20 protein-coding genes are annotated in these 23,119 nt (G+C 61.0%); 7 read left to right on the forward strand and 13 right to left on the reverse strand.

Going from position 1 to position 23,119, the window contains the following annotated elements:
• Positions 1-156 precede the first annotated feature (156 nt).
• Both FJ426_RS28315 and FJ426_RS28320 read left to right on the forward strand, forming a co-directional pair.
• A complete protein-coding gene (locus tag FJ426_RS28315) occupies positions 157-522 on the forward strand; it encodes a DoxX family membrane protein (protein ID WP_181167694.1) in 366 nt (121 codons plus the stop codon).
• Between the two features lie 11 nt (positions 523-533).
• Positions 534-2,150: an FAD-dependent oxidoreductase gene (locus tag FJ426_RS28320; RefSeq protein WP_140560689.1), complete on the forward strand. Its 1,617-nt coding sequence runs from the start codon at positions 534-536 to the stop codon at positions 2,148-2,150.
• A 280-nt stretch (positions 2,151-2,430) separates the two neighbouring features.
• On the opposite strand, the gene FJ426_RS28325 is transcribed toward FJ426_RS28320, so the two are convergent.
• The 5 genes from FJ426_RS28325 to FJ426_RS28345 all read right to left on the reverse strand — a co-directional run bounded on the left by FJ426_RS28325 (position 2,431) and on the right by FJ426_RS28345 (position 8,611).
• The gene (locus FJ426_RS28325; protein ID WP_140560690.1) at positions 2,431-3,195 is read right to left on the reverse strand and encodes an amino acid ABC transporter ATP-binding protein; all 765 of its coding nucleotides are present in this window, start codon (positions 3,193-3,195) and stop codon (positions 2,431-2,433) included.
• Positions 3,192-4,163: an amino acid ABC transporter permease gene (locus tag FJ426_RS28330; RefSeq protein WP_140560718.1), complete on the reverse strand. Its 972-nt coding sequence runs from the start codon at positions 4,161-4,163 to the stop codon at positions 3,192-3,194. Before FJ426_RS28330 ends, FJ426_RS28325 begins: the two co-directional genes overlap by 4 nt.
• A gap of 182 nt (positions 4,164-4,345) precedes the next feature.
• A complete protein-coding gene (locus FJ426_RS28335) occupies positions 4,346-5,257 on the reverse strand; it encodes an ABC transporter substrate-binding protein (protein WP_140825663.1) in 912 nt (303 codons plus the stop codon).
• A 129-nt stretch (positions 5,258-5,386) separates the two neighbouring features.
• Complete coding sequence (locus FJ426_RS28340) at positions 5,387-7,075, reverse strand: thiamine pyrophosphate-binding protein (protein WP_140560719.1); 1,689 nt, start codon at positions 7,073-7,075, stop codon at positions 5,387-5,389.
• 48 nt (positions 7,076-7,123) lie between these two features.
• Complete coding sequence (locus tag FJ426_RS28345) at positions 7,124-8,611, reverse strand: aldehyde dehydrogenase (RefSeq protein ID WP_140560692.1); 1,488 nt, start codon at positions 8,609-8,611, stop codon at positions 7,124-7,126.
• A gap of 166 nt (positions 8,612-8,777) precedes the next feature.
• On the opposite strand from FJ426_RS28345, the gene FJ426_RS28350 reads away from it, so the two are divergent.
• The 3 genes from FJ426_RS28350 to FJ426_RS28355 all read left to right on the forward strand — a co-directional run bounded on the left by FJ426_RS28350 (position 8,778) and on the right by FJ426_RS28355 (position 9,901).
• Entirely contained in the window at positions 8,778-9,278 is a 501-nt protein-coding gene (locus FJ426_RS28350; RefSeq protein WP_140825664.1) for a hypothetical protein, read from the forward strand.
• On the forward strand, positions 9,275-9,400 hold the full coding sequence (locus FJ426_RS32095) for a hypothetical protein (RefSeq protein ID WP_281405503.1): 126 nt from the start codon (positions 9,275-9,277) through the stop codon (positions 9,398-9,400). Before FJ426_RS28350 ends, FJ426_RS32095 begins: the two co-directional genes overlap by 4 nt.
• Before the next feature lie 129 nt (positions 9,401-9,529).
• Positions 9,530-9,901, forward strand: a complete 372-nt coding sequence (locus FJ426_RS28355) for a hypothetical protein (RefSeq protein ID WP_246675625.1) — start codon at positions 9,530-9,532, stop codon at positions 9,899-9,901.
• A 265-nt stretch (positions 9,902-10,166) separates the two neighbouring features.
• Here the strand turns inward: FJ426_RS28355 and FJ426_RS28360 are convergent, their stop codons facing one another.
• The 5 genes from FJ426_RS28360 to FJ426_RS28380 are packed head-to-tail and all read right to left on the reverse strand — an operon-like array spanning position 10,167 to position 16,539.
• Positions 10,167-11,105, reverse strand: coding sequence for an ABC transporter permease (locus tag FJ426_RS28360; RefSeq protein ID WP_140560694.1), 939 nt, complete (start codon positions 11,103-11,105; stop codon positions 10,167-10,169).
• Positions 11,098-12,180 (reverse strand): ABC transporter permease, encoded by a 1,083-nt coding sequence (locus FJ426_RS28365; RefSeq protein ID WP_224619929.1) that lies wholly within the window; start codon positions 12,178-12,180, stop codon positions 11,098-11,100. Before FJ426_RS28365 ends, FJ426_RS28360 begins: the two co-directional genes overlap by 8 nt.
• Positions 12,177-13,694, reverse strand: coding sequence for an ABC transporter ATP-binding protein (locus tag FJ426_RS28370; protein ID WP_140560695.1), 1,518 nt, complete (start codon positions 13,692-13,694; stop codon positions 12,177-12,179). The genes FJ426_RS28365 and FJ426_RS28370 overlap by 4 nt, the downstream gene beginning before the upstream one ends.
• A 34-nt stretch (positions 13,695-13,728) precedes the next feature.
• On the reverse strand, positions 13,729-14,742 hold the full coding sequence (locus FJ426_RS28375) for a BMP family protein (RefSeq protein ID WP_140560696.1): 1,014 nt from the start codon (positions 14,740-14,742) through the stop codon (positions 13,729-13,731).
• 15 nt (positions 14,743-14,757) lie between these two features.
• Positions 14,758-16,539 carry an adenine deaminase gene (locus FJ426_RS28380; RefSeq protein ID WP_140518203.1) on the reverse strand — a complete coding sequence of 594 codons (1,782 nt, stop codon included), beginning with the start codon at positions 16,537-16,539 and terminating at the stop codon, positions 14,758-14,760.
• A gap of 160 nt (positions 16,540-16,699) precedes the next feature.
• Between FJ426_RS28380 and FJ426_RS28385 the strand changes: the two genes are divergently transcribed.
• Both FJ426_RS28385 and ade read left to right on the forward strand, forming a co-directional pair.
• A complete protein-coding gene (locus FJ426_RS28385) occupies positions 16,700-17,674 on the forward strand; it encodes a LysR family transcriptional regulator (protein WP_140500716.1) in 975 nt (324 codons plus the stop codon).
• The gene (gene ade / locus FJ426_RS28390) at positions 17,671-19,470 is read left to right on the forward strand and encodes an adenine deaminase (RefSeq protein WP_140560697.1); all 1,800 of its coding nucleotides are present in this window, start codon (positions 17,671-17,673) and stop codon (positions 19,468-19,470) included. Before FJ426_RS28385 ends, ade begins: the two co-directional genes overlap by 4 nt.
• A gap of 81 nt (positions 19,471-19,551) precedes the next feature.
• Here ade and FJ426_RS28395 read toward each other — a convergent pair whose 3' ends face one another.
• From FJ426_RS28395 to FJ426_RS28405, 3 genes are all read right to left on the reverse strand, one after another.
• Positions 19,552-20,268 carry a GntR family transcriptional regulator gene (locus tag FJ426_RS28395; RefSeq protein ID WP_140500714.1) on the reverse strand — a complete coding sequence of 239 codons (717 nt, stop codon included), beginning with the start codon at positions 20,266-20,268 and terminating at the stop codon, positions 19,552-19,554.
• Between the two features lie 156 nt (positions 20,269-20,424).
• The gene (locus tag FJ426_RS28400; protein ID WP_140558788.1) at positions 20,425-21,900 is read right to left on the reverse strand and encodes an amidohydrolase family protein; all 1,476 of its coding nucleotides are present in this window, start codon (positions 21,898-21,900) and stop codon (positions 20,425-20,427) included.
• On the reverse strand, positions 21,890-23,086 hold the full coding sequence (locus FJ426_RS28405) for an amidohydrolase (RefSeq protein WP_140560698.1): 1,197 nt from the start codon (positions 23,084-23,086) through the stop codon (positions 21,890-21,892). The genes FJ426_RS28400 and FJ426_RS28405 overlap by 11 nt, the downstream gene beginning before the upstream one ends.
• Between the last annotated feature and the right edge of the window lie 33 nt (positions 23,087-23,119).

Raw genomic sequence — 23,119 nt, forward strand, 5'->3', positions numbered from 1 at the left:
TGGCGTCCAGGGAATCGTCTCGGCCTCCGCGCCCATGGGATGGGATACCGGCAAGCGGCGAAGAAGAGGCCGGATCAGGGGATTCAGGCATTTGGCTTGATAAAACTGGTATTATATCATAAAAGAAAAAATATCATATGCACATGGAGCGAGAGAGTGTCGATTCTTGAGGCGATTGGCCGGGTAATCATTGGCGGTTTTTTCCTGATCGCCGGCGCGCGGCACTTTCTGCATTTCAAGCAGCGGGTCACGGTGGTGAAAACCAGCTATGGCTGGCTTTTGCCGGCGCCGATAATGGCTGCCGGGTTTGCGACTCAGGCAGTGGCGGGCCTGGCGCTGATCGCCGGATACTGGGTATTGCCGGCGGTCGTTGTGCTGATCGCCTTCCTTGTGGTGGCGACCCCGCTTTACCACAACATGTTTATGTATAGCGGGCCGGAACGCGACCGACACTTTTACATGATCCTGGTCAATTTCTCGCTTGTGGCGGCGTTGCTGCTCCTAGCGGCAGACGCGGTCTAAGGGTCAGGCCGATGGCAGAGCCTGATGAAACGTGCGACGTATTGGTCGCGGGATCTGGCTCGGCCGGCCTGGCAGCGGCACTTCGCACTTCCGCCGCGGGTCTATCCACCATCATTCTTGAACGGACCGGTCTCGTCGGCGGGACCACGGCGATGTCCGGAGCGGCCGTCTGGATTCCGGCGAACCACCACGCTGCCGCCGCTGGCCTGTCGGACGACCGGGAGCGCGCCCTGACCTATATCCGGGCTGTGGCTCCCGACGGTTGGAGGGAGACCGAAGACGCGCTCTGGCGCAGCTTCGTCGATGAGGCCCCGAACATGCTGGCCTTCCTCGAAAGGGAGACCCCGCTACGCTTCTCGCTGACGACGGAGGGCGATCCTCATCTCGAAAAAGCAGGAGCCGTGAATGTCGGGCGGATGCTGTCGCCCGGGGTGCTAAGACGGAAGCTAGCCGGGCCCTATGCCCGGATTCTGAGGCCCCCAAGTCTCCCGCATGTATTCACTTTCCAGGAGATGCTTGAACTCGACCCATTCCATCATCCGGTCGAAGCCGCCTTCAGAAGGTGGCCGCAATTGTTCTGGCGATTGCTAACCGGCGCCAGAGGGATGGGAACTGCCCTCGTCACGGGGCTGCTCAAAGGTTGCCTGCACCATGGCTGCCGGATAGCGCTCGAAGCCCGCGCGGTCGCCCCGATCGTTGAAAAGGGACGCGTGAAGGGGCTGGTGGTCGAGGCGGCGGGCGCGAAACGGAGCATCCTGGCTCGCAAGGGAGTCGTCCTGGCTACCGGTGGATTTGAATGGAATAACGAATTGCGGGAAAAGCATTTTCCCGGGCACTGCGATTTCATCGCAAGTCCGCCGGGAAATGATGGGGACGCTGTTCGTATCGCGGTTGCGGCCGGTGCAGAACTTGCTCACATGGATCAAGCGAACATCACTGGAGGCTTCCCGCTGAGTGGGTCACGTCGACCCTTTGGCGTCAGCTCTTTTTTTCACCAGGAACCCAACGCGATTGTTGTCAACCGGCATGGCCGACGTTTCGTCAACGAATACCGCTTCAACCTGGGGGAAGTCATAGATGAACGCGATCCTTCCACTGGTCAGCCGGTTCATCTGCCGGCATGGCTTGTCAGCGATCAAGCGTTCCTTGAGAACTCGCCCATCCTGCGGCACTTTGCAGCGCGCAATCCGGGTTGGACCAAGAAGGCGCAAACAATCTCGGCGCTTGCCGAAGCAACCAAACTGCCCGCCGATGAATTCGCGCGGACGATCGAGCGTTTCAACGCGTCCTGTGCGTCCGGCGTGGATGGACAATTTCATCGTGAGGGTATGGCATCGGGCCAGGCGAAGAAGGGTCCCGGGAAAAGCCGCCTGTCACCGATCCAAAAGGCTCCCTTCATCGCAATTCCATTCAACCGTACCATCGTCTCAACCAAGGGCGGACCTCGAACCGACGCCGGCGGTCGCGTGCTCAGAGCGGACGGGAGAGTGGTCGAAGGTCTCTATTGCGTGGGCGTGGCGATGGCCAATCCGTTCGGCACGTGGGCGGTGGGAGCCGGCACCACATTGGGGCCCAACCTGACGTGGGGCTACATCTGCGCGAAGTCCATCATCTGCGCAAACGACTGAGCCATTTCGAAGGGTGCCTGAAAAACGAGCAGTCAATGACCACGCGATGGCCTTCAAGTGAAAGGACCCGGCGCTACTGGATGCCGAAGGGCACGCCGGCCAGCATGGCCGGCCAAGGCGGCGCTTGCCTTCCATGGCGGCGGCCTAGTCGAAGCGGCGTAGCGTTCCCGAACCTTTGGCATGCGCCCCTTCCAGGTTCGTGCGGCCGTCACCATCGACGGAAGCGGGAAGGCGGCGCCAAAAATCGCCGTCCGCGTCCATGGATTGGCGTATGCCAGGTTCAGATGATGCGCGAAAGAAACGCGCGTGTCCGCTCATGACGGGGGCTGCCGAAAATCAGCTTTGGTGGCCCTTCTTCAATGACCATCCCGCCGTCCATGAATACGACCTTGTCCGCCACATCTTCGGCAAAGCGCATTTCGTGAGTGACAACGATCATCGTCATGCCGTCGGCGGCGAGCGAGCGCATGACGTCGAGCACCTCGCCGACGAGTTCGGGATCCAGTGCACTCGTCGGCTCATCGAAAAGCATGAGCTTGGGCTTCATCGCCAAAGCGCGCGCGATTGCCACCCGCTGCTGCTGGCCGCCGGAAAGCTGATCCGGATAGGCATCGAGCCTGCTGCCCAGCCCGACCCGTTGGAGGAGTGCGATCGCCTCGCCGACAACCTCCTTCCGTGGGCGCTTTTGAACCAGGATGGGGGCCTCGATCACATTCTGCAGCGCAGTCATATGGGCGAACAGATTGAAACGCTGGAAGACCATGCCGATATTGGATCGCCTGACGGAGATTTCCCTTTCCTTAAGTTCATAAAGTCGATCTCCCCTGCGGCAGTATCCCACCAGGTCGCCATCGACATAGAGCGCCCCGGAATCGATCTTCTCCAAATGATTGATACATCTGAGCAAGGTCGACTTGCCTGAACCGGAGGGGCCGATCAGGCATACGACCTCTCCGAGTTCGACATCGAAATCAATTCCCTTGAGGACTGAAAGGGCGCCAAAGCTCTTGCCCACCTGAACGGCGGAAACCATGGGCATTGTCATTTCGAATTCCTTATGCCTGAGCCACCGAACATCCGTCTCGACCATGATACCGTTGCCGTGCGGTCTCCCCGAGCAAATCGTTTCTCTATCCGTCCCTGTATCACGGTCATCACAGAGGTTATGGCGAGGTACCAAACGCAGGCGACGAGCAGCAGCGGGATGGTCTGGAAGGTGCGCGATGAGATCGTCTGGACCGAATAGAGAAGATCGGATAGCGCAATGACGCTCACCAGCGACGTCATCTTCAGCATCCCGATCGTCTCATTGCCCGTCGGCGGCACGATGACTCGTACTGCCTGCGGGAGAACGATCCGCCTCAGAATCTGTCCCGGCCTCATTCCCAGCGCCCGAGCAGCCTCCTGCTGACCTTGATCTACCGACATGATGCCAGCGCGGACGATCTCCGCCATGTATGCGCCTTCGTTGAGGCCGAGGCCGAGCAGGGCGGCAGAATAGGGTGTGATCAGATCGTTGGCCGAACCTCTGAAGAAGGTCGGGCCGAAGGGAATTCCAATAACGATTTCCGGTATCAGGAAGGCGAGATTGTACCAGAAAATGAGCTGCACAAGGACCGGCGTTCCGCGGAAGAACCAAAGGTAGAGCCCGGCCGGGACATTGAGAAAAGGGTTCTCCGAAATCCGCATGATCGCGAGGATGACGCTCAAAACGGTTCCGATGCACATCGCGGCAACGGTCAGCCATAGTGTCAGTCCAAGCCCTTGCAGGACGATCGGCTCAAACACGTTCGCGAAGACCACGTCCCACCCAAAGTTGGTATTGGTGACGATTCCATGAGCCAGCCATATCGCCGCCGCCGCCATGGCCGCTGCGGCGATCCATCTGCCCGGCTTGCGGACAGGAACAACCATCAGCTTGTGATCAGACGCAAGATTGCGTTGCAGCCGCTTCTGCTCCGTCTGGTCGAGCGGCGTCTCAGGCACGAGCCGGTCGAACTTTCGTGGTTGCATGGCTTCCAACATTTCCTCCCATGCGCCGTAGTCTTGCAAGAAGATTCGGCGCTGTCTTCATCGAAGTCCAGATGGTTGTCCCGGCGGGTTTTTTCCGGCTCCGATTCCCGATTGGGCGATCGGAGCCGGAAAGCTGCGGTGCCAAGGCAACGATGGAAGCTTGTGCCTTGGCCGTTCGGGTCTCAGTTGGCGGTCGCGCCCTTGGAGACCAGATTGATGCCGGGCGTTTTCAGCTTCAGAGCCGCGATATCCCACTTGTCCATGATGCGGTCATAGACGCCTTCATCCATCAGCGCTTTCGTTCCGGCCAATAGCGCATTGGCCAGTTCCGTGTTGTCTTTCTTGACGATGAAGCCGTCGATTTGCTTCGGCAGCACGTCAAGCACAATCAGCTTCACCGGCTGAGACGACTGTTTCTTGATAAACGCGGCGGCGGAAGCATCGTTGACCAGGAAGTCGACGCGGCCTGAAAGCAGCGCCAAGATAGTGGCATCCGCCGAAGCGAACTCGTTCGTTGCGATCGGCGCCTTGCCGTTCTTCACGCAGAGAGGCGAAAGCAATTCCTTGATGCTCTGGACAAATGTCGTGCCCTTCTGCGCGCCGCTTTTCAGGCCGCACAGGCTCAGCGGATTGTCGGTGATCGCACTGTTCTCAAGCGTGAAGATGCCGTTGATGGAAATCGAAAGATCGACGAACGTCACCTGTTTCTCGCGCTCGACCGTGTCGGAGATGCACTCCATCGCGGTGTCGTAGCGACCGCTCTGGACGCCGGGAATCAAGCCATCGAAGTTGATTGATTCCGCTTTGACCTTGACCCCGAGCTTCTTCGCCAAGGCATCCCAAAGGTCCGGCTCCCAGCCGATCATCGTGACATTGTCTTCCGCGAAGCTCTCGCACGGAGGATAATGCGCATCGGTCGCCAGCTTGATAATTCCGGAATCCTGGATGCTCTTGGGCAGCATCGCGTGCAGGGCCGGATCGGCCTTGACCGAAGCTGTGATTGCGTCATCGGCAAGCGCGACTGTCGGCCTGCCGAGCACGAGAGCGGTCACGGCAAGGAGCCCGACCGAAACTGCAAGTATCACTTTCCTCATTTTACTTCCCCTTCGCTTGTGTGGTTGAGAGGGTTTGACACCCTTTTGTTTGCTCACCCCTTCTGCCGAGGGTGCTTCTGCCGGCCAGCTATCGAACCGGCTAATTTTGTTCGCGTCAGGCAGGATGGCTCACGCCCTTCCCGATCTGCGGTTTCTTAAATCTGTCAGCGAGTAACGCGTATGGATCGCCTCGGGATCGAGGGCGAGTTCGATCAGGGCAGGGGTGCCAGAGCCGATCGCGCGCTCGAACGCCGGAGCGAAATCCTCGGTCTTACGCACACGCTCGGCGTGGGCGCCGTAAGCCTTGGCAAGCATGCAGAAATCGGGATTCGTCAGGTTGGTCCCATTGACGCGGCCTTCGAGCCTGTTTTCCTCATGGATACGGATCGTCCCGTACATGTTGTTGTTGAAAAGCAGGATGATGACGTTGGCGCCGTACTGGACAGCGGTTGCGAGTTCTTCTCCGCACATCTGGTAGCAGCCGTCGCCGACGAAATTGACGACAACCCGCTCCGGGTAAAGCAGTTTCGCCGAGATGGCGGCCGGAAGGCTATAACCCATCGAGCCGCTAATCGGACCAAGTTGCGTATGCAGCTTGTAGTGGGCGAAATATCTTTGACTCCAGGTCGCGTAGGCGCCCACGCCGTTCGTCACGATCGCATCCTCGGGCAACCGGTCCCGAAGCCATTTCATCATGTTCGGCAAGTCGATCGGACCCGGGCACGGTCCCGGCGTCGTTTCCATCTCGAAGGTTTTGCGCAGCCGGCAGACCCATTCCGCTCTCGCAGCGCGGTCGACCGGAGGAAACTTGGCTAGCGCGGCGGCGAACGCGTCGTTGCCGGCAAGCATTGCGAGATCGACCTGAAAGACCCGGTTCAATTCTTCCAGGCTGCTCGTCACATGGACGAACTTTTGCTTCGGCAGGGGAATATCAAAGAGCGTGAAGCCCTCCATATATCCGGCACCAATCGTGTTCACATCGCTGAGCGCGTCATTGACCATGATCACCAGGTCGGTGTCTCTGATGTGCGAAAGCAGAGCCGGATTGGCGCCAATGCCGATCTCTCCGGCGTAGCATTGCAGTCGATGGTCGATGATGTCCCGACGACGAAACGTGGTGACGACCGGCACGCTGCAATTCTCGGCAAACCGCTGGATGTCGTCGCGCGCCTGCTCGGTCCAGCCCGAGCCGCCGACGATAATTAGCGGCCGCTCCGCATCGCAGAGCATGGCGCGGACCTTCTCCATGTCGGCGAGCGCGGGTGTCCCAACCGAGGCTCGCCTGTAAGGCTTTCCTTCCGCCACGACGCATTCCTCCTCGAGCACGTCCTCCGGCACCACAAGGACGACTGGACCCATCCGGCCGGTCATGGCCGTGTGGTAGGCCCGCTGGATGAATTCCGGGATGCGTCTCGGGTCATCTATCTGCGCTACCCATTTCGTCATGGGCGCGAACATCGTGCGAAAGTCGTAGGACATGAACGCTTCGCGCTCCATCAACCCACGCTTCACCTGGCCCACCACCAGGACCATCGGCGAAGAATCCTGGTAGGCCGTGTGCACGCCGTTCACAGCGTTGGTGGCGCCGGGACTGCGTGTGACAAATGCAATGCCGGGCCGTCCAGTCAGTTTGCCATGGGCCTCAGCCATCTGGGCAGCGCCGTTTTCGTGGCGGCAGGTGACTGTGCGGATTTCCGGATGACGGCACGCCAGAGCGTCCAGAACGGAAAGAAAGCTCTCGCCAGGGACGTGGTAGACAAGTTCGGCTCCGTTGAGCCTAAGTTCGTCAGCGAGGATCTCGCTGCCTTTCCGCTTCATCATCTGCGCATCCGCTCCCCGGCCCGACTCCAATCTACCCGCTGACCTTCAACCGATGACAAAGGGGTTCTCGATTTCTTTGGCCATAGATAGCCACACCGCCTTCGTCTGGAGGTATTCGCGAATGCCCTCCACGCCGTTTTCGCGCCCTAAGCCGCTCTTCTTGTAGCCGCCGAACGGAGTCGTGTAGGAGATGTCGCGATAAGTGTTGATCCAGACGCTGCCCGCATCGAGTTGTTCGGACATGCGGAGCGCACGCTTCATGTCTGAAGTCCAGACGCCGGCCGCCAAGCCGAACTCGCTGTCGTTCGCGATCGCTACCGCTTCTTCCTGGTCGTCGAATACGATCGTCGAAAGGACCGGGCCGAATACTTCCTCGCGGGCGATCCGCATATCGTTTTTGACGCCGGTGAATATGGTCGGCTCTATGAAGAAACCGTCCTTGCACTCGGCGAGCTGGGGTCGCTTGCCTCCCAAGACGAGGCTTGCGCCCTCCTGCCTTGCAATGTCTATGTAACCCAGCACCCTGTCGTACTGCATGGCGTTGGCAATCGGGCCGATCTGGGTCTCTACCTTGCGCGGATCACCGACGCGTGCCGCGCCGCTAAAGGCCGAAAGCTTCTCGACGAACTGGTCGTGAATGCGTCTTTGCACGAGCAGGCGCGAACCGGCGATGCAGGTCTGTCCTGTCGCTCCAAAAATGCCGCCGACCACGCCGCGGACAGCGTTGTCCAGATCAGCATCATCGAAGACGATATTTGGCGATTTGCCGCCCAGCTCGAGACTGACCCGCTTCACGTCGCGAGCCGCAAGCGAATACAGATGCGCTCCAGTTGCCGTCGAGCCCGTGAAGCCCACATGACGCGTCAATGGGTGCGTTACGAGCGGCTCGCCAATTTCCTTGCCAAACCCGGTTACGACGTTGATCACCCCAGGCGGGAAGCCAGCCAGTTCGACCAACTCCATAAGCTTCAGGGCGGTGGCGGACGTATGTTCCGCCGGCTTCATGACGATGGTGTTCCCCGCTGCGAGAGCGGGCGCGGCCTTGAGCGAGAAAAGGAGCAACGGCGCGTTCCATGGAACGATGCCTACGCAAACCCCCAAAGGCTCCGGACGGGAATAGCTCAGCGCCGGCTTGTCGCAGGGATGGACGACGCCTTCGATTTTGTCGGCCAGACCCGCATAGTAGTAGTACCATTTGGGAATGTAGCGGATTTGATGCCGCATTTCCGCGAGCAGGCGGCCATTGTCGCGCACCTCGATTTCCGCGAGCGCGTCGGCATGTTCTTCGATGAGGCTGCCAAGCCGATAAATAAGCCTTCCGCGCTCGGAGGGATGCATGGATCCCCAGGGACCTTTTCTGAAAGCACGGTCCGCAGCGCGAATGGCGCGGTCAGCGTCCGCGGAATTTCCTCTCGGCACCAGCGCCCATGGCTTGGCCGTGAAGGGATCCACCGTCTCGAAGTAGTCCCCTGATGCCGGCTCGACCCACTCGCCGCCGATATACATCTTCATTTTGCTGAGCTCGCCCGCCATCCGGTTCTCCTGTCTTCCTCACTCAAGGCCCTCGTCCGATGCCCTGATGCGCGACATCTGAGAGGTGAATTAAACATCTTTTCCAGATAATAATAATATCATTTCATGGAGAAAATACCGATACTTTCCGCTTGTCAAGGGCACCGAACCGGGAAAAGGGGGCAGGATGCGTGATGGAGAGGCTAAAAATGATATCCATACCGAAGCTCCAGATGAGCCCTCAGGCGCGGCACGTGGGACCAAATCTGTCGTCGAGAAGCGCATGATGTTCGTGGCGGTCGGATTGCGCGAACGGCTCACCCCGCTCACGGTGCGTCCGCCCGGCACGCCGTCCTTTGAGGCGCGGGCCGGCACGCAAGCGGCGATCGAGCACATCGCGTGGCTCGGCGAGCAATGTGCTGGTGTCGACGCGGCGGCGCCGCTGGACCGGCGCATCGTGACGGGATTGGAAGCAGCGACCGCCTACGAGGCTGGGTTGATGGATCGATTCCTCGCCGGTGCGACGGCCATACCCGGCCTGACGCTCTCGGCATCGCCAGCCGCAACCGACTGGACGCGCGCGTGCCGACCTTTAGCTTCCGGCTGGCCAATCGCTCGCCGCTGGAAAACGCGGCCGCGCTGGCTGAGGAAAAACATCTTCGGCTGGGCCGGCGACTCTATGCCATGAAGCCTCTGGCAGGCTTGGACCGCGCGAAAAAAGGCGGCGTCGCCCGGCTGGGTCTGTCACACTACACCACGACGGACGAGGTCGACCAAGCCATAGAGGCCGTTGCCCGGCTCGCGGTCTGACGGGGGCATTAAGTAGGCAAAAAGGGGACCGGCTGTGGCTGCTGTGGATAATGGGTCCTGGTGTCTTGCTGATTGGGCCAGCTAGCGCGCACTCTCACAGCTATGGTGGCAGAGCATGTCGAATTGGCCTTGTTTGAGCAGTCACTCGGCAACATCGAAGGCCTCAATCGACCGTTCTGTGATCGTGTGGCGGACGCTGCGGAAAAAACCGAAGGGTCGGTTCTGTTCGATGTCCGCGTTGACGGCGATACCTGGGTTCAGCGGATAGCTGCGATTGGGTATGGCGTGATAGGTACAGCCATAATCGTGATGGGGAAGAACGGACAACTTAGATGCGCATCGGTAGACGGGGATATCGCTCTTTTGGTGGCAGAATTGGCTGCCTGGAATGCGTCTCCGCTTGGTGAGCAAGCGAAGATTGATCAACGCGGAGCAGCCAACATCCTGCTGGCGACGCTCCGTAGTTCAGGTCACTTCGGCAGTGGTGGCTGGCGTTCCTGAGCGAGGCTTGTGCAGCCTTCTGGCTAACCACCAGCGGGATAGTCGAGTTCCAACGATCCAGATTTCCAGGGCGGCAAATTGCTTGCCCTGTGACGTCCCGTGACTGACGGTCAGGTCTCCCTGCCTGGGCGGGTTGGCTACAATACCGGCTTCGCCAAAGCGGTCGATCTTGCTGGAAGCTTGCTGCCGCGGTCACGGGTTGGGCCATGCCGCATGGCAGCTACGTACAGGCAGCCTTACAGCAGCAGAATGAAAACCGACCGTCCTATTCCCGCCTGTACGGCACGCCCAGCATAGCCGGTGCGCTGGTCCGCGAGCGACGGATCATCAACGCAACGATCGCCGCAACATAAGGCATCATCAACATATATTGGTAGGGAATGGCGATACCGACGCCCTGGATTTGCAATTGCAGCGCGTCGAGGAAGGAGAACACCAGAGCCGCCACGCAAATCGGGTAGGGGCGCCATAGGCCGGCGATGACGATGATGATGGCCAGCCAGCCGCGCCCGTTGGTCATGTCCGGCACGAAACGCGCCGCCTGGCCGACGGAGAGAAACGCGCCGGCAACGCCCGCCATCAGGCCACCGAAGAGCACGGCGGCATATTGCACCGGCGCGACCTTTACCCCCTTAACATCGAGGGCCTTGGGATTGTCGCCGGCGCAGCGCACGATCAGTCCATAACGCGTCCGGAACAGGAAGAGCCATACCGCCGGCACCATCAGAAAGGCTATGTAGGTCAGCACCCGCTGGTCAAACAGGATGGGGCCCAGCACGGGAATATCGCTCAGCCCCGGCACCGGCACATCGGCGAAGAAGGGGATGGTCGGCGTCTTGCCGTCGCCAGCGAAAGCGGAACGCAACCAGTATGTGGAAAGGCCGGCGCCGAGCAGGTTGACGGCAAGACCGGTGACGATCTGCTCTACTTTCAGCGTGATCACCAGCACGGCAAAGACGAGAGCCATCAGCGCGCCGGTAAATCCGGCAGCGAGGACGCCCAGCCATAACGACCCGCTTTCATAGGCGGCGAGATAGCCGGTGAAGGCTCCCATCAGCATCATGCCCTCAAGACCCATATTGTAGACGCCGCTGCGCTCGGCGATAAGTTCTCCAAGTGCGGCGAGCAGGAGCGGGGTGCTGATGCGGATGGTGGCCGCCGCCACACTGACCAGGATTGAGGTTTGAAAGAGTGCGTCAAGCACGGCCGACCCTCCGCAGGCGGAAATTGCACGCTGCCCAGCCAGCTAGGAAGAACAAAAGCAGGATCGCCTGGATGGCGTATATCAGCGCCGAGGGCACGCCGGTCTTGATCTGCATGAGCGTAGCGCCGTTGAGCAACGCTCCGAACAGCACCGAGGAAACGACGACGCCAAGCGGATGCAATTGGCCGAGGATGGCCACGATGATGCCGCTGTAGCCGTAACCTGCTATTACGCCTGCCTTCAGGCGGTAGTGGACGCCGTAGACTTCCGTGATCCCCGCGAGCCCCGCAAGCGCGCCGGAAACCAGAAGCACAACTATGACCAGCCTTCGAGTATTGGTGCCCTGTACATCGAGCGCGCGCATGTTGGACCCGGCAGCCTTGATCTCATAGCCCAGCGGTGTGCGCGTCAACAGCATGTGAACCAAGCCAGCCGCCACAATCGCCAGCAGGAAGCCGGAATGCAGGCGTGAACCGGAAAACAGCAACGGAAGCACCGAGCCCGGATCGACCTTCGGCGTCTGTTCGAAGAAGGCGCCCGCCTCGCTCCATGGGCCGCGCAGCAGCAGCAGCGAAAGGACATAGACGATGATGTAGTTGAGCATGACGGTCGAGATCACCTCATCGACCGAGAAGCGGGTCTTCAGCACGCCCGCAAGGCCGGCATAGAGTGCGCCGCCGACAATGCCACCGACTATAACCACAGGAATTTGGATGAAAGGCGAAAAGCCGGTGAGATTGTGCTGCGCCCAATAAGCGAACATGGCGCCGGCAAAAACCTGGCCTTCGGCGCCAATGTTCCAGATACGCGCGCGGAAGGCGACACAGGCAGCAAGACCGGTGAAGATCAGGGGCGTTGCCTTGACCAGCGTTTCGCCGGCGGCGCGCAACGAGCCAAAGCTGCCTTTCAGGAGAGCCGTGAAGGCGGCACCCGGGCTGGCGCCCGCGGCGGCGAAAAGCAGACTGCAAACCAAAACCGCCGCGATCGCCGCCAAAGCAAGTGCAACGATGCGCGCGGTCGGCCGCGGTTCCAGCCGGCGCTCGAGGCGCCACTCCACGAGGTTGAAACCGGTCACGCCGCAGCCTCGCTCCCATGGCCGGCCATCAGGCTGCCGATTTCGTCATAGGTGGTTTTTTCCGTATCGAGCACCGCAAGGACGCGGCCGCGAAACATCACACATATACGACTGCTGAGAGCGAAAAGATCCTCCAGTTCCTCGCTCGCAAGCAGGATGGCGCAGCCTTCGTCGCGCTTGTGCAGGAGTTGTCGGTAGACGAATTCGATGGCGCCGACATCGAGGCCGCGCGTCGGCTGGTTGCACAGCAGAAGCCGCTTCGCTTTGGCGAACTCGCGGGCGAGGATGACCTTCTGCGCGTTGCCGCCAGACAATTTGCGAGAGGGTGACGACGGCCCGGTTGCGGCAATCGAATAGGCAGCGATGACCATGCGTGCATTTGCGTCGAGCGCCGCGGTGTCGATAAATGGCCCATTGCGCCAGCGCGTTTGCCATTGTTGGCCGAGTACAAGATTCTCGCCGATATCGAGATCGGCAACGAGCCCGTCGCGGAAGCGGTCGCTGGGCACGTAGCCAATGCCTTTCGCAGCAATCGTCGCCGGTGAGTACGCCTGCAGAGTTTCGCCATCGAGCAAGACCGTGCCGCCGTCGGGCGCGGCGAGGCCTGCGAGGCACTCGAACAGCTCATCTTGGCCATTCCCGGAAACGCCGGCGATGCCGACGATCTCGCCGGCTGCGATGTCGAGCGATGCGTTGTCCAGCACGGGCCTTCCATCGCGCAGGTGCGTGAGCCCACGCACCGAAAGCACCGTCTCGCCGGTCGCTTTCGCATCTGCGGCGCGCGCCGGCGCCGCAACGGAGCGGCCGACCATCATGGTGGTGAGTTGGTCGCGGCTGACGTTCGAGGTTACGACCGTTCCGACCAGTCTGCCCTTGCGAAGCACGCTGACCCGGTCGGATTGCATCACTTCCGACATCTTATGGCTGATCAGCACGACCGACAGATCTTCACTGGTGAGCCGCCGCACGATCGCAAACAGGCGGCGCGATTCCTCGGGCGTCAGCACCGCCGTCGGTTCGTCGAGGATAAGCAGTCTGGCGCCAGTGTAGAGCGCCTTGACAATCTCGACCCATTGCTGTTCGCCGACGGAAAGGTCGCCGACGTGCCGGTGTGGGTTGAGCGAGATGCCGTAGGTGGAGCAGATCGTCTCGATCCTGGACAGAGCCTCAGCCCGGCCGAGCCGCCAGCCGGAGCCCGTGCCTACCGCCACATTCTCCAGCACAGTGAAGCTGGGCACTAAGACGAAATGCTGGTGCACCATGCCGATGCCGGCGCGGATGGCTTCGCCCGGCGAGCCTAGCTGGACGGTCTTGCCGTCCACCCGAATTTCGCCGGCGTCTGGCTGGTAGAGCCCATAAAGGCAGGACGACAGTGTCGACTTGCCTGCGCCATTCTCCCCCAACAAGCAATGCAATTCTCCGGGCATGACGTCGAGCGAGACGTCGTCATTGGCGGCAAGCGCAGCGAAACGCTTCGTCAGGTGCCGAACCGACAGGCGCGGTATCTTGCTCATCTCGGATCGGCCCGGCTTGGCCCCACCTCCGGCGTCAGTCCGATTTCGGCTCGTTCACATTGAGCTCGATTTTCTTCTCGCCGCTCTGGATGGCCTTGGCCGTTTCAGCCGCAAGCGCCTTTACGTCATCGGGCATTTTGGCTTCCCAAGCAGGATTGAGGATGAGGTCGCCCGAACCCTGCTGCCAGCTGAACCACCTTGGTTCCTTCGGCGCGTCGAATTTGGCGTTCATGGTCTTTGCCTTCCACCATTCATCGATGATCCAATTAATGTGCGGATCCCATTTGACGATGGTGGAGGCGACGATCGACTTCGGCGCCACTTTCGACATGTCCACATAATTGCCGAAGCAGCCTATGCCGCGCTCCTCACAAACCTCGAAGGCGCCCGACATCTGGTAGATCATGTCCGCGCCGGCGGCGATCTGCGCCGAGGTCGCCTCGTTCGATTTAGCCGGATCGAACCAGGACTGGATGAAGGTGATCTTCTGTTTCACCTTTGGGTTCGCTTCCTTGGCGCCGGTGAAGAAGGCATTGATCTGATCGTTGGTATCTTCGGCCGGGAAGGTGGAGATGGCGCCGATGACATTCGACTTCGTGAGTTTGCCGGCCAGTTGCCCCATCACGTAGGCAGGCTCGTGCGCGTGGACGAATATCCAATAGGCATTGCCGCCGAGTCCGCGATTGCCCGAACCGCTCATGACGAACATCGTATCGGGGAATTCGTCCTTCAGCTTCTCGATCGCATCTGCATAGGCGGTGTCGCCGAACAAGATGTCGTAGTCGCCGGTCTCAGCATAGGTGCGGAACACCTGCTCGGCATTGTCGTAAACGTTCTCGGTATAATTGACCTCGATGTCGAGGCCGTGGGGCTTGGCGGCGATGATCCGGTCCATGGAACTCACGAAGGATGATTCCCACGGTGCTTCCTTGCCCGCCGAAAGAATGCCGGCGATCCTGAGCTTGGTCGGCTCTTCGGCTTGTACGCGGCCGCCCCACAGCCACGTCGCGGCCACGAGCGAAACAGCGACAACAAGGTTTTTCAGCATGGTTCCCTCCCTTTTCTAGCGTTCCCAGTCATGAGGCCGGCTTAACGGATCGACCACCGTCAGGTTTATGCAATCGATCAGGCCGAGATCGGTTATCGCGAAATCGGGTATCGCGGTGATCTGCAGCACGAACATGTACATGAAAGGCCATGGCAGCCTACAGCCGAGCGCGCGCGCGGCGGCGTCGAGCTCCTGCTCTTTCTTCGCCATCTCTGGAGGATCAATGTCCGATACGATTCCGCCGATCGGCAGGGGCAGGAATGACACGATCCGACCGCCGTCCGCCACCGCCTGGCCGCCATTGTTCTCGATAATGTGGTTGATTGCCAACGACATGTCGTGGGGATTGGTGCCCACACAAACGATGTTGTTATCATCAGGCGCCGTCGAAGTGGCGAGTGCGCCGGAGCGCAGTCCGAAGCCTGAAGCGAACGCGACCGGCCGATGGGAAGTGCGGCCGTAGCGTTCGACGACGGTGAGATACTGCACGTCCTGTGATGGATCCGCGTCTATATAGCCGTCGCGGACCGGGAGCACGACATCACGTCGCGTGCGTACGAATATTCTCTCGGGCGTAACGGCGATCGCCAGCACGGCCGCCTTGTCGCCCGCTCCGGGCGCGCGCACCAATAGGTCTTTCTGTGAAACCGGCGCTACCTTGAATGTGTTGGTGACAACGGCGCTGCGGGCAGGCGGCGCAAGATCGTCCACGAGCTTGCCGTCGCGGGCGGCCAGCTTGCCCTTCGCGATGACACCTGAGACATGGAAATCCGCGATATCCTTGACCAGCAGGATATCGGCGGCGAGCCCGGGCGAGATCGAGCCGACCTTCTGGCCGATGCGCAGCGCCTCGGCGCCGTTGATGGTCGCCATCTGGATGGCGGTGAGCGGCGGAACTCCCATCGCGACCGCCATGCGGATCATGTTGTCGAGGTGGCCGCGGGCCAGGATATCCGAGGCGACCACGTCATCGGTGCAGAAGCTGACCCGGCTCGTCGCGGCTATTCCCATCTCGGTGACCATCCGCAGGTTCTCTTCGAGAAAATGGGAGATCGAAGATTCGCGAATGACGACATGCATGCCTTTGCGCAGCTTCTCCAGCATCTCGTCCGCCGTGTAGCTCTCGTGGTCGGAGCGCACTCCGGCCTGCAGGTAGCTGTTCAATCGATTGCCGCGACACATCGGCGAGCAGCCGAGAATCGGCAGACGGCTCTTTTCGGCGATCTCGACCGCCTGCAGAACGTGCTCATCCATCGTGTCGACGAACTCGCGCACCGTCTCCCATATGCCGATGCATTCCGGCCAGGAATGGGTGGCGCGGTGATCGTCCGGTCCGAAATAATAGCCGACGTTGGAGCGAGGCAGTGTGTAGGGCGTCTTGCATGGTGCGCCCCAGAAGATCTTGAGAGGGGTTGCCTTGGCCTCGTCGAGGAATTCGCGGGCGCCTTCCAGGCCGGACACCACGAGGATCTGGTCGAGGCCCGACACAATCGAAGTGGTGCCGAGCGGCACCACCGCCTTGGCGAAGCTAGTTACCGACATCTTGGAACATTCAACGTGGAGGTGGCCGTCTATCAGGCCAGGGCAGAGGAAATAACCAGTAGCATCGATCATCTCGGTCTCGGGGCCGCGGTACTCCGAGACGTCTCCGACAGCGACGATGCGATCCTTGTAGACGGCGACGTCGGCCGGATAGATCTCACCCGAAGCGACGTTGACTAGTGTGCCGCCGGTGACGATGAGAGTCGATTTATGCTCGGCGCGACCAGCACGGATGAATTCGCGTATGTCGGACAAATTCATCTCCGCTCGTGTGGCCTCGCTCGGGCTTGGGACCAAGCTTCTCTGCGCCAAAAATCCCACCTTGCGCGCTCTGATCCTGTCGTATTAGGGTCGTCCATGCAAATGGCAGTTTCCGGCTAGTTCTGGACGCACCGTTCAAATTCTTGGACGATCGATGGATTTTGAAGCGATCGATTATTTTATCAAAGTGGCGGAGGCGCAGTCGCTCTCGCACGCCGCGAAACTGTATGGACTGCCCAAGTCCAGCCTCAGTCACAAAGTGCGCGCGTTGGAGGATTCGCTCGGTGTCGCACTGTTTGTGCGCGACGGTCGGGAACTGCATTTGAGCGATGCCGGGGCCGAGTTCCTCGACCATGCGCAACGCATCAAGGAAAGTTGCGAAGGAGCCAAAGCGGCGATCGCCGAGGCGGGCCACGATATCGCCGGCACGCTGACGATCGGCTCGACCGGCGAGTTCGGCACTTCCTTCACCTCGGAACTGCTGTTCGCCTTCCGCCAACAGTATCCGCAGGTGAATGTCGACGTGATCTTCCTTTCGCTCGGCTATTTCCTGGCGCCCGAAAAGCACCAGCCTTTCGACGGCATATTCCACTGGGGCGAGCCGGCGAACTCAGACTACATCGCTCGCAAGCTCGGGGAGGCTTCCTTCTGTCTCTACGCCAGCCCGCGCTACATTGAGCAATTCGGGGAACCGTCGACGCCCGCAGACTTGGCGGGCCATGGGGCCGTCGCCTTCCGCCGCCCGAGCGGCGTGCAATCCTGGCATCTCGAGCGCGGCGCGGAAACGGTCGACTTCATGCCGACCGCGCAGTGCATGGCGAACGACTACTGGATGCTGAAATACTTCGCCGTAGCCGGCGAGGGCATCGTCTATCTGCCAGCCTTCTTCACCGAGATCGAGTGCAAGAACGGCGATCTGGTGCCGGTGCTCCCGCAATGGCGCTCGCCACTGGTTCCAATCAATCTGCTCTACATGCGACGCCGGTATGTGTCGCGTAAGTTCGCCGCCTTCCTTGATTTCTGCCTGGACTATTACCGCCAGCGCGCCGCTTACAGTTCGCCAAGATATTGCGTCGAGGTCGTGCGGCCCTTTGCGGGCGCGCGCGCTGGGGGAGAAAACAACAGATGATCAAGAGCTGGTTCGAATGCGCGCCGCAGTTGGTTGATGTCGCCATGGGACGCACGCCGGCCGACATGGTGGTCCGGAACGTGCGCTGGGTGAATGTCCATTCGGGCGAGATCATCCCCGCGACGGACATTGCCATCGCGGTCGGCCGCTTCGCCTTCATCGGCCCGAATGCCGACCATGCCGTGGGCCCCGAGACGCAGATTATCGACGGAGAGGGCCGCTACGCGCTGCCGGGGCTGTGCGATGCGCATATGCATGTCGAGAGCGGCATGGTCACCGTTACCGAGTTCGCGCGTGCGGTCATCCCGCATGGCACCACCTCGATGTTCATCGACCCGCACGAGATCGCCAACGTCCTGGGCATGCCGGGCGTCAAGCTGATGCACGACGAGGCTGCCGGACTGCCGATCAATGTGTTCGTGCAAATGCCGAGCTGCGTGCCGAGCGCTCCGGGCCTCGAGAACGCGGGTGCCAGCCTCGGTCCCGCCGACGTGCGTGAGGCGATGTCGTGGCCGAACATCGTCGGCCTCGGCGAGATGATGAACTTTCCTGGGGTGGTCGCCGGAAATGGCGACATGCTGGCCGAGATCGCTGCCACTCAGGCGGCAGGCAAGACGGTGGGCGGCCACTATGCCTCGAAGGATCTCGGTCTGCCCTTCCATGCCTATGTCGCCGCCGGTCCGTCCGACGATCACGAAGGCACCAGCCTGGCGGACTGCGTTGCGCGGGTGCGCCAGGGCATGCGCGCCATGTTACGGCTTGGCTCCGCCTGGTACGACGTCGCCGCGCAGATCAAGGCGCTGACCGAGCTCAGCCTGGACTCGCGCAATTTCGTGCTGTGTACCGACGACAGCCATTCCGGCACACTAGTCAATGACGGCCATATGAACCGCGTTGTGCGCCATGCCATCGCCCAGGGATTAAAGCCGATCACCGCGATTCAGATGGCCACCCTGAATACTGCTCAGCATTTCGGCATGGAGCGTGAGCTTGGCTCGATAACGCCCGGGCGGCGCGCCGACCTGGTTTTGACCTCCGATCTCACCGAACTCCCGGTCGAAACCGTCATCGCACGCGGCTGTGTGGTGTCGAACGACGGCAAGCTCGTCGCCGACATCACGCCCTACGACTATCCCGCCTCGACCAAGAACACGGTTCGCTTGGGCAAGAAGCTCTCAGCGGCGGACTTCGACATCGTGGCGCCCGAGGGTGCGAACCAGGTCATGGCGCGGGTCATCGGCGTGCTCGAGAACCAGGCACCGACCCGTGCCCTGGAGGCTTCGCTCGGCGCCTTGAATGGTATCGTTCAGATGGATCGGACCGGTGACGTCTGCCAGATCGCGCTGGTGGAACGGCATCACGGCACGGGAAAGGTCATCAACGCGTTCGTTTCCGGCTTCGGTTATGATAAACCATGCGCCATCGCCAGCACCGTCGCCCATGACAGTCATCACATGATCGTGGTGGGTACCGACAAGGACGACATGGCGCTGGCGGCGAATCGGCTGGGACAGGTCGGCGGCGGCGTCGTGCTGTTCAGCGAAGGACGCGAACTTGCGCTTGTCAAGCTGCCGATCGCCGGACTGATGTCTGACCAGCGCGCCGAAATCGTGGCAGAAGAAGCCAATGGCCTGATCGCGGCGATGCTTGCCTGCGGATGCGCCCTCAATAATGCCTATATGCAGCACTCTCTGCTGGCGCTTGTCGTCATCCCGGAATTGCGCATCTCCGACGTCGGACTGATCGATGTGTTGAAGTTCCAGCCGACCGAAGTGCTGGTCGCCACGACCGCATGAGGAGGCGGATTTAACCTGACATCACCTTCGTCCTGATCATTTTCGGGTCACTCCTCGTCTCTTCGGCATTCATCCAATAAATCATAGCCCTTCCTCCCGCGCATAGGCAGCAAGAAGGTCCGGAAAGTCATTTTCGGGTTTCGCTTTCAGCAGTGCACGTGTGGTGATTGCATCAATATGATGATCCATCAAGGCAGCAGCCTTGTTCCGGTCGGCCGCGGCCAGGGCGGCAATGATCTCGTGATGCTCGGATACGGCACAGTCGGACGAATGCGGCCGCCCGTAGAGCGACAGGATGAGCGATGAACGCGAAACGAGTTCCGTGACATAGCGCAGCAACAGTTCGTTTCCGGTGAGCGAGGCAAGCAGCACATGAAATTCGCCGGCCAACTGAATCGACGACGCGGCATTGTTGGCTTTGGCCATCTCTTCCGCGTCGACATGAGCTTCGAGCTGTTTGATCTTTTGCGGCGTCAGCTTGCCGATCAGCGTGTCGACCACCAGCGCTTCAAGCGCCCGCCGCACCTCGAATATATTGTGGCCTTCCTCCAGGCTCGGCTGCGCGACGCAGGCGCCCTTGTGCGGGCGCAATTCGACCAGGCCTTCGCCGTTCAGTCTTGCCAGCGCCTGCCTGACAATGGTGCGGCTGACGCCCAGCCGCTCGCCGATCGAATCCTCAGGCAGCTTTGTTCCCGCGGTCAGCGCCTGGTCGAGTATGACGCGCTTCAACGTGCGATAGACCGCGTCGGACTTGGATACGGCGGATTTCGGATTTTTATTGCGAATGTTGATTGTCATGACCGATCCTGAAAATTCATATCCAAGCACACAAGAAGAAAAGCATCCGCAAAGCCGGAGTTTAGAGATGCAAACGGCCCGGCGTCGAGGGCCAATGCCGTCGGCTCGCGTGCCATCAAGGTTTATTCCAATCGTTGTGTGTCGTTTCTGGAGCCCTCATGCCATGAACATCCGATAGCTGGGAGGGAAAATCTCGGCGACCGTCGGATGTCGCCAGGTGCGTTGCGGATAACGCTGGACAAGCCGTTCGAACTGGGCCTGTGCGCGCTGGTGGGCTGCATCGAGATCGAAACCCGGAATGGTTCGGGCGCTCATCACGGTGCGCCCGTCAATGATGACCGTGTGCACATCGCGTCCGCTTGCGGACGTCGTCAGGCAGGCGATCGGATCGAGGACCTGTCCCAGATGGTTGCCGGACAGGTCGAACACGACGATGTCGGCGGCTGCTCCCGCCTGCAGACGTCCCAGGTCCGACCGGCCGAGCGCGTCGGCGCCGCCAATCGTGGCCGCGTCATAGAGATCGGCTGATTTCGGCGTCTCCAGATTGCCCGCCATGACGCGGCCGAGCATCAGGCCGACCTGCATGTTCTGCACCATGTCGGGTGGCCAGGTGTCCGTGCCCATGCCGATGCGCAGACCCTGGCCGCGAAGGCGGGCGAAATTGTCGAGCGCCGCGCCATGCCGCGCCATCACCAGCGGGCAATGCACCAATGTGGCACCCGAACCGGCGATGATTTCGAGATCATCGCCGTCGGCGTGGGTGCCATGCGGCAACAACGCTCTTTCGCTGAGAAAGCCGATGTCCTGGAGCCAGCGGGCGGATGTCGTGCCGAACCGGCGACGCACTGTCTCGATCTCGAATGAAGACTGGCAGCAATGCAGACGGACCGGCACGCCGAGGTCTCGCGCGGCATTGGCGGTCCTGCGCAACAGGTCGGCGGTCCAGAACTCGACACGGTCCGGTGCAAGCATGGTTCGCACCAATCCGCCGAAGCCCCCTTCGTGCTCCAGGCAAAAGGCAACGGCCCCGTCCAGACCCTCCGCGCCGCGCTCTTCGTCCACCTCGACGACGATGCCGCCATCCGCCTCGATGACGGAATGGCCGGCGCGAAAGGCAGGCCCGAGATAGACGCGAAGGCCCAACTCTGCGGCGCTTTCGGCGGCGGATGCGAATTCGTCCGATGTCTCGTTCCATGCACGATAAAACAGCGATGCGATCGGCAATGCAGTAGTGATGCCGTTGCGGATGAGTTGCGCGAAGGCATAGTGTTTTTGAAACGTCAGCTCCTCGCGCGCCAGCATTTCTACCGGCCCGGCTTCCACATAGTCGCGCGGCCAGACGCGGCCCTTCTTCCAGCCGGGTTGATGATCGAGGCCGAGCACGCCCGTATCCAGGTCCGAAAGCGCATCCAGATCGATGAAACCCGGGCCGATCAGCGCCCTGCCATGATCGATCCGCCGCTTTACAGGCCCGCCGTAGCGATGGCCGACGAAGACGATCCTGCCGTTCTCATGGACGACCTCGCCATTCTCCAGAAGGACATGGCGCCCGTCCCGGTGGCCGACAACCCATCGTGCGGTGAGCAGGACGGGTCCGTCGTCACGCTGGTTCGTCCGACGACTATGCGACATCGGGCAGATCTCCGGCCAGCGCACCGTCACGCACGAGCACGCGGCCGCCGCGGATGACCGTGCGCTTCCGTGGGGTCAGGGCCACGGCTTCCGCCAGGGTCCGCGCGCAAACCAGCACGACATCGCCGTGGCAACCGGGCGAAAGCCCATAATCCGTCAGGCCGATACCTTGCGCGCCGCCAAAGGTGCAAACGCGCGCCGTCTCTTCCAGATCGGCATCGTTGGTCATGCCGTTGCGCTGCGCAAGATATTTGGCCCGCTCCAGTATGTCGCCATTGCCCCATGGCTCCCAGGTGCCCTGGATGCCGTCGGAACCGGATGCCACGACGAGGCCGGACTGGCGCATCATGCGCAGCGGAACCGCCGGCGCGGATGGGCTGCCGACCGTCATGACGGCGATGTCTTCAGCCGCCAGCGCGTCGATCAACGTGTGCTGCCTATGCGTGTCCAGCATGCCGAGACAATAGGCATGGCTCACCATGACGCGGCCCTGAAGGGAGAGCGCCTTGGTCCGTTCGACGATCAGCTCAAGGCAGAAGGCGCCCAATTCTCCCGGTTCGTGCAGATGAATGTCGACCGGCTTGCCGTATCGATCCGCGAGCGCGAAGATTGCGTCCAGGTGGCGAACCGGATCCCGCTCGATCGTTGCCGGGTCGATGCCGCCGACAATATCGGCCCCCGCCTTCAATGCGTCCTCCATCAGCGCCTGCGTGCCTTCGCGTCCCAGCATGCCGCTTTGCGGGAAGGCGACGACCTGCACGTCGACCAATCCCTTGAAGGCTTCGCGCGTTGCAACGACACCCTCGATGTTGGTAATGCCGATTTCCGTATCCACATCGACATGGCTGCGGATATGCGTCACGCCGAAAGCCAGCGTCTGCACGATCTGACGCGCCGATTGCCTGCGCACATCGATGCCGAGTTCCCGCTTGGCCTTCCTGTCGGCCAGGATCCTGTCGTTGCGCGTGGGTCCCACACGGTTCTGAAACCAGTCCATGCCGACAAGCGTCTTATCGAGATGCGTGTGCGCCTCGACCAGGCCGGGCAGGGCAACCTGTCCAAGCCCGTCGATTTCATGCGCCGCTTTCCCGCTGGTTGCTTGCGCGAACCGACCGTCGCGAATGTAGAGGTCCGTGACAGCGCCGCCCAAGGGCCTGACATCGCGAATGAGAAGGTCTTCGGTCATCTGGGTCTCCCTGTTTGCGCCCCGGAACTCGGC

It is taken from the genome of Mesorhizobium sp. B2-6-4, assembly GCF_006441495.1.
Taxonomy (GTDB): Bacteria; Pseudomonadota; Alphaproteobacteria; order Rhizobiales; family Rhizobiaceae; genus Mesorhizobium.

What these genes read in the sequence shown, in the direction of transcription:
- FJ426_RS28320 (WP_140560689.1), top strand. Translation starts at nt 534, where the DNA reads ATGGCAGAGCCTGATGAAACGTGCGACGTATTGGTCGCGGGATCTGGC.
- FJ426_RS28325 (WP_140560690.1), bottom strand. Translation starts at nt 3,195, where the DNA reads ATGACAATGCCCATGGTTTCCGCCGTTCAGGTGGGCAAGAGCTTTGGC.
- FJ426_RS28330 (WP_140560718.1), bottom strand. Translation starts at nt 4,163, where the DNA reads ATGCAACCACGAAAGTTCGACCGGCTCGTGCCTGAGACGCCGCTCGAC.
- FJ426_RS28335 (WP_140825663.1), bottom strand. Translation starts at nt 5,257, where the DNA reads ATGAGGAAAGTGATACTTGCAGTTTCGGTCGGGCTCCTTGCCGTGACC.
- FJ426_RS28340 (WP_140560719.1), bottom strand. Translation starts at nt 7,075, where the DNA reads ATGAAGCGGAAAGGCAGCGAGATCCTCGCTGACGAACTTAGGCTCAAC.
- FJ426_RS28345 (WP_140560692.1), bottom strand. Translation starts at nt 8,611, where the DNA reads ATGGCGGGCGAGCTCAGCAAAATGAAGATGTATATCGGCGGCGAGTGG.
- FJ426_RS28350 (WP_140825664.1), top strand. Translation starts at nt 8,778, where the DNA reads ATGCGTGATGGAGAGGCTAAAAATGATATCCATACCGAAGCTCCAGAT.
- FJ426_RS32095 (WP_281405503.1), top strand. Translation starts at nt 9,275, where the DNA reads ATGAAGCCTCTGGCAGGCTTGGACCGCGCGAAAAAAGGCGGCGTCGCC.
- FJ426_RS28370 (WP_140560695.1), bottom strand. Translation starts at nt 13,694, where the DNA reads ATGAGCAAGATACCGCGCCTGTCGGTTCGGCACCTGACGAAGCGTTTC.
- FJ426_RS28375 (WP_140560696.1), bottom strand. Translation starts at nt 14,742, where the DNA reads ATGCTGAAAAACCTTGTTGTCGCTGTTTCGCTCGTGGCCGCGACGTGG.
- FJ426_RS28385 (WP_140500716.1), top strand. Translation starts at nt 16,700, where the DNA reads ATGGATTTTGAAGCGATCGATTATTTTATCAAAGTGGCGGAGGCGCAG.
- ade (WP_140560697.1), top strand. Translation starts at nt 17,671, where the DNA reads ATGATCAAGAGCTGGTTCGAATGCGCGCCGCAGTTGGTTGATGTCGCC.
- FJ426_RS28395 (WP_140500714.1), bottom strand. Translation starts at nt 20,268, where the DNA reads ATGACAATCAACATTCGCAATAAAAATCCGAAATCCGCCGTATCCAAG.
- FJ426_RS28400 (WP_140558788.1), bottom strand. Translation starts at nt 21,900, where the DNA reads ATGTCGCATAGTCGTCGGACGAACCAGCGTGACGACGGACCCGTCCTG.
- FJ426_RS28405 (WP_140560698.1), bottom strand. Translation starts at nt 23,086, where the DNA reads ATGACCGAAGACCTTCTCATTCGCGATGTCAGGCCCTTGGGCGGCGCT.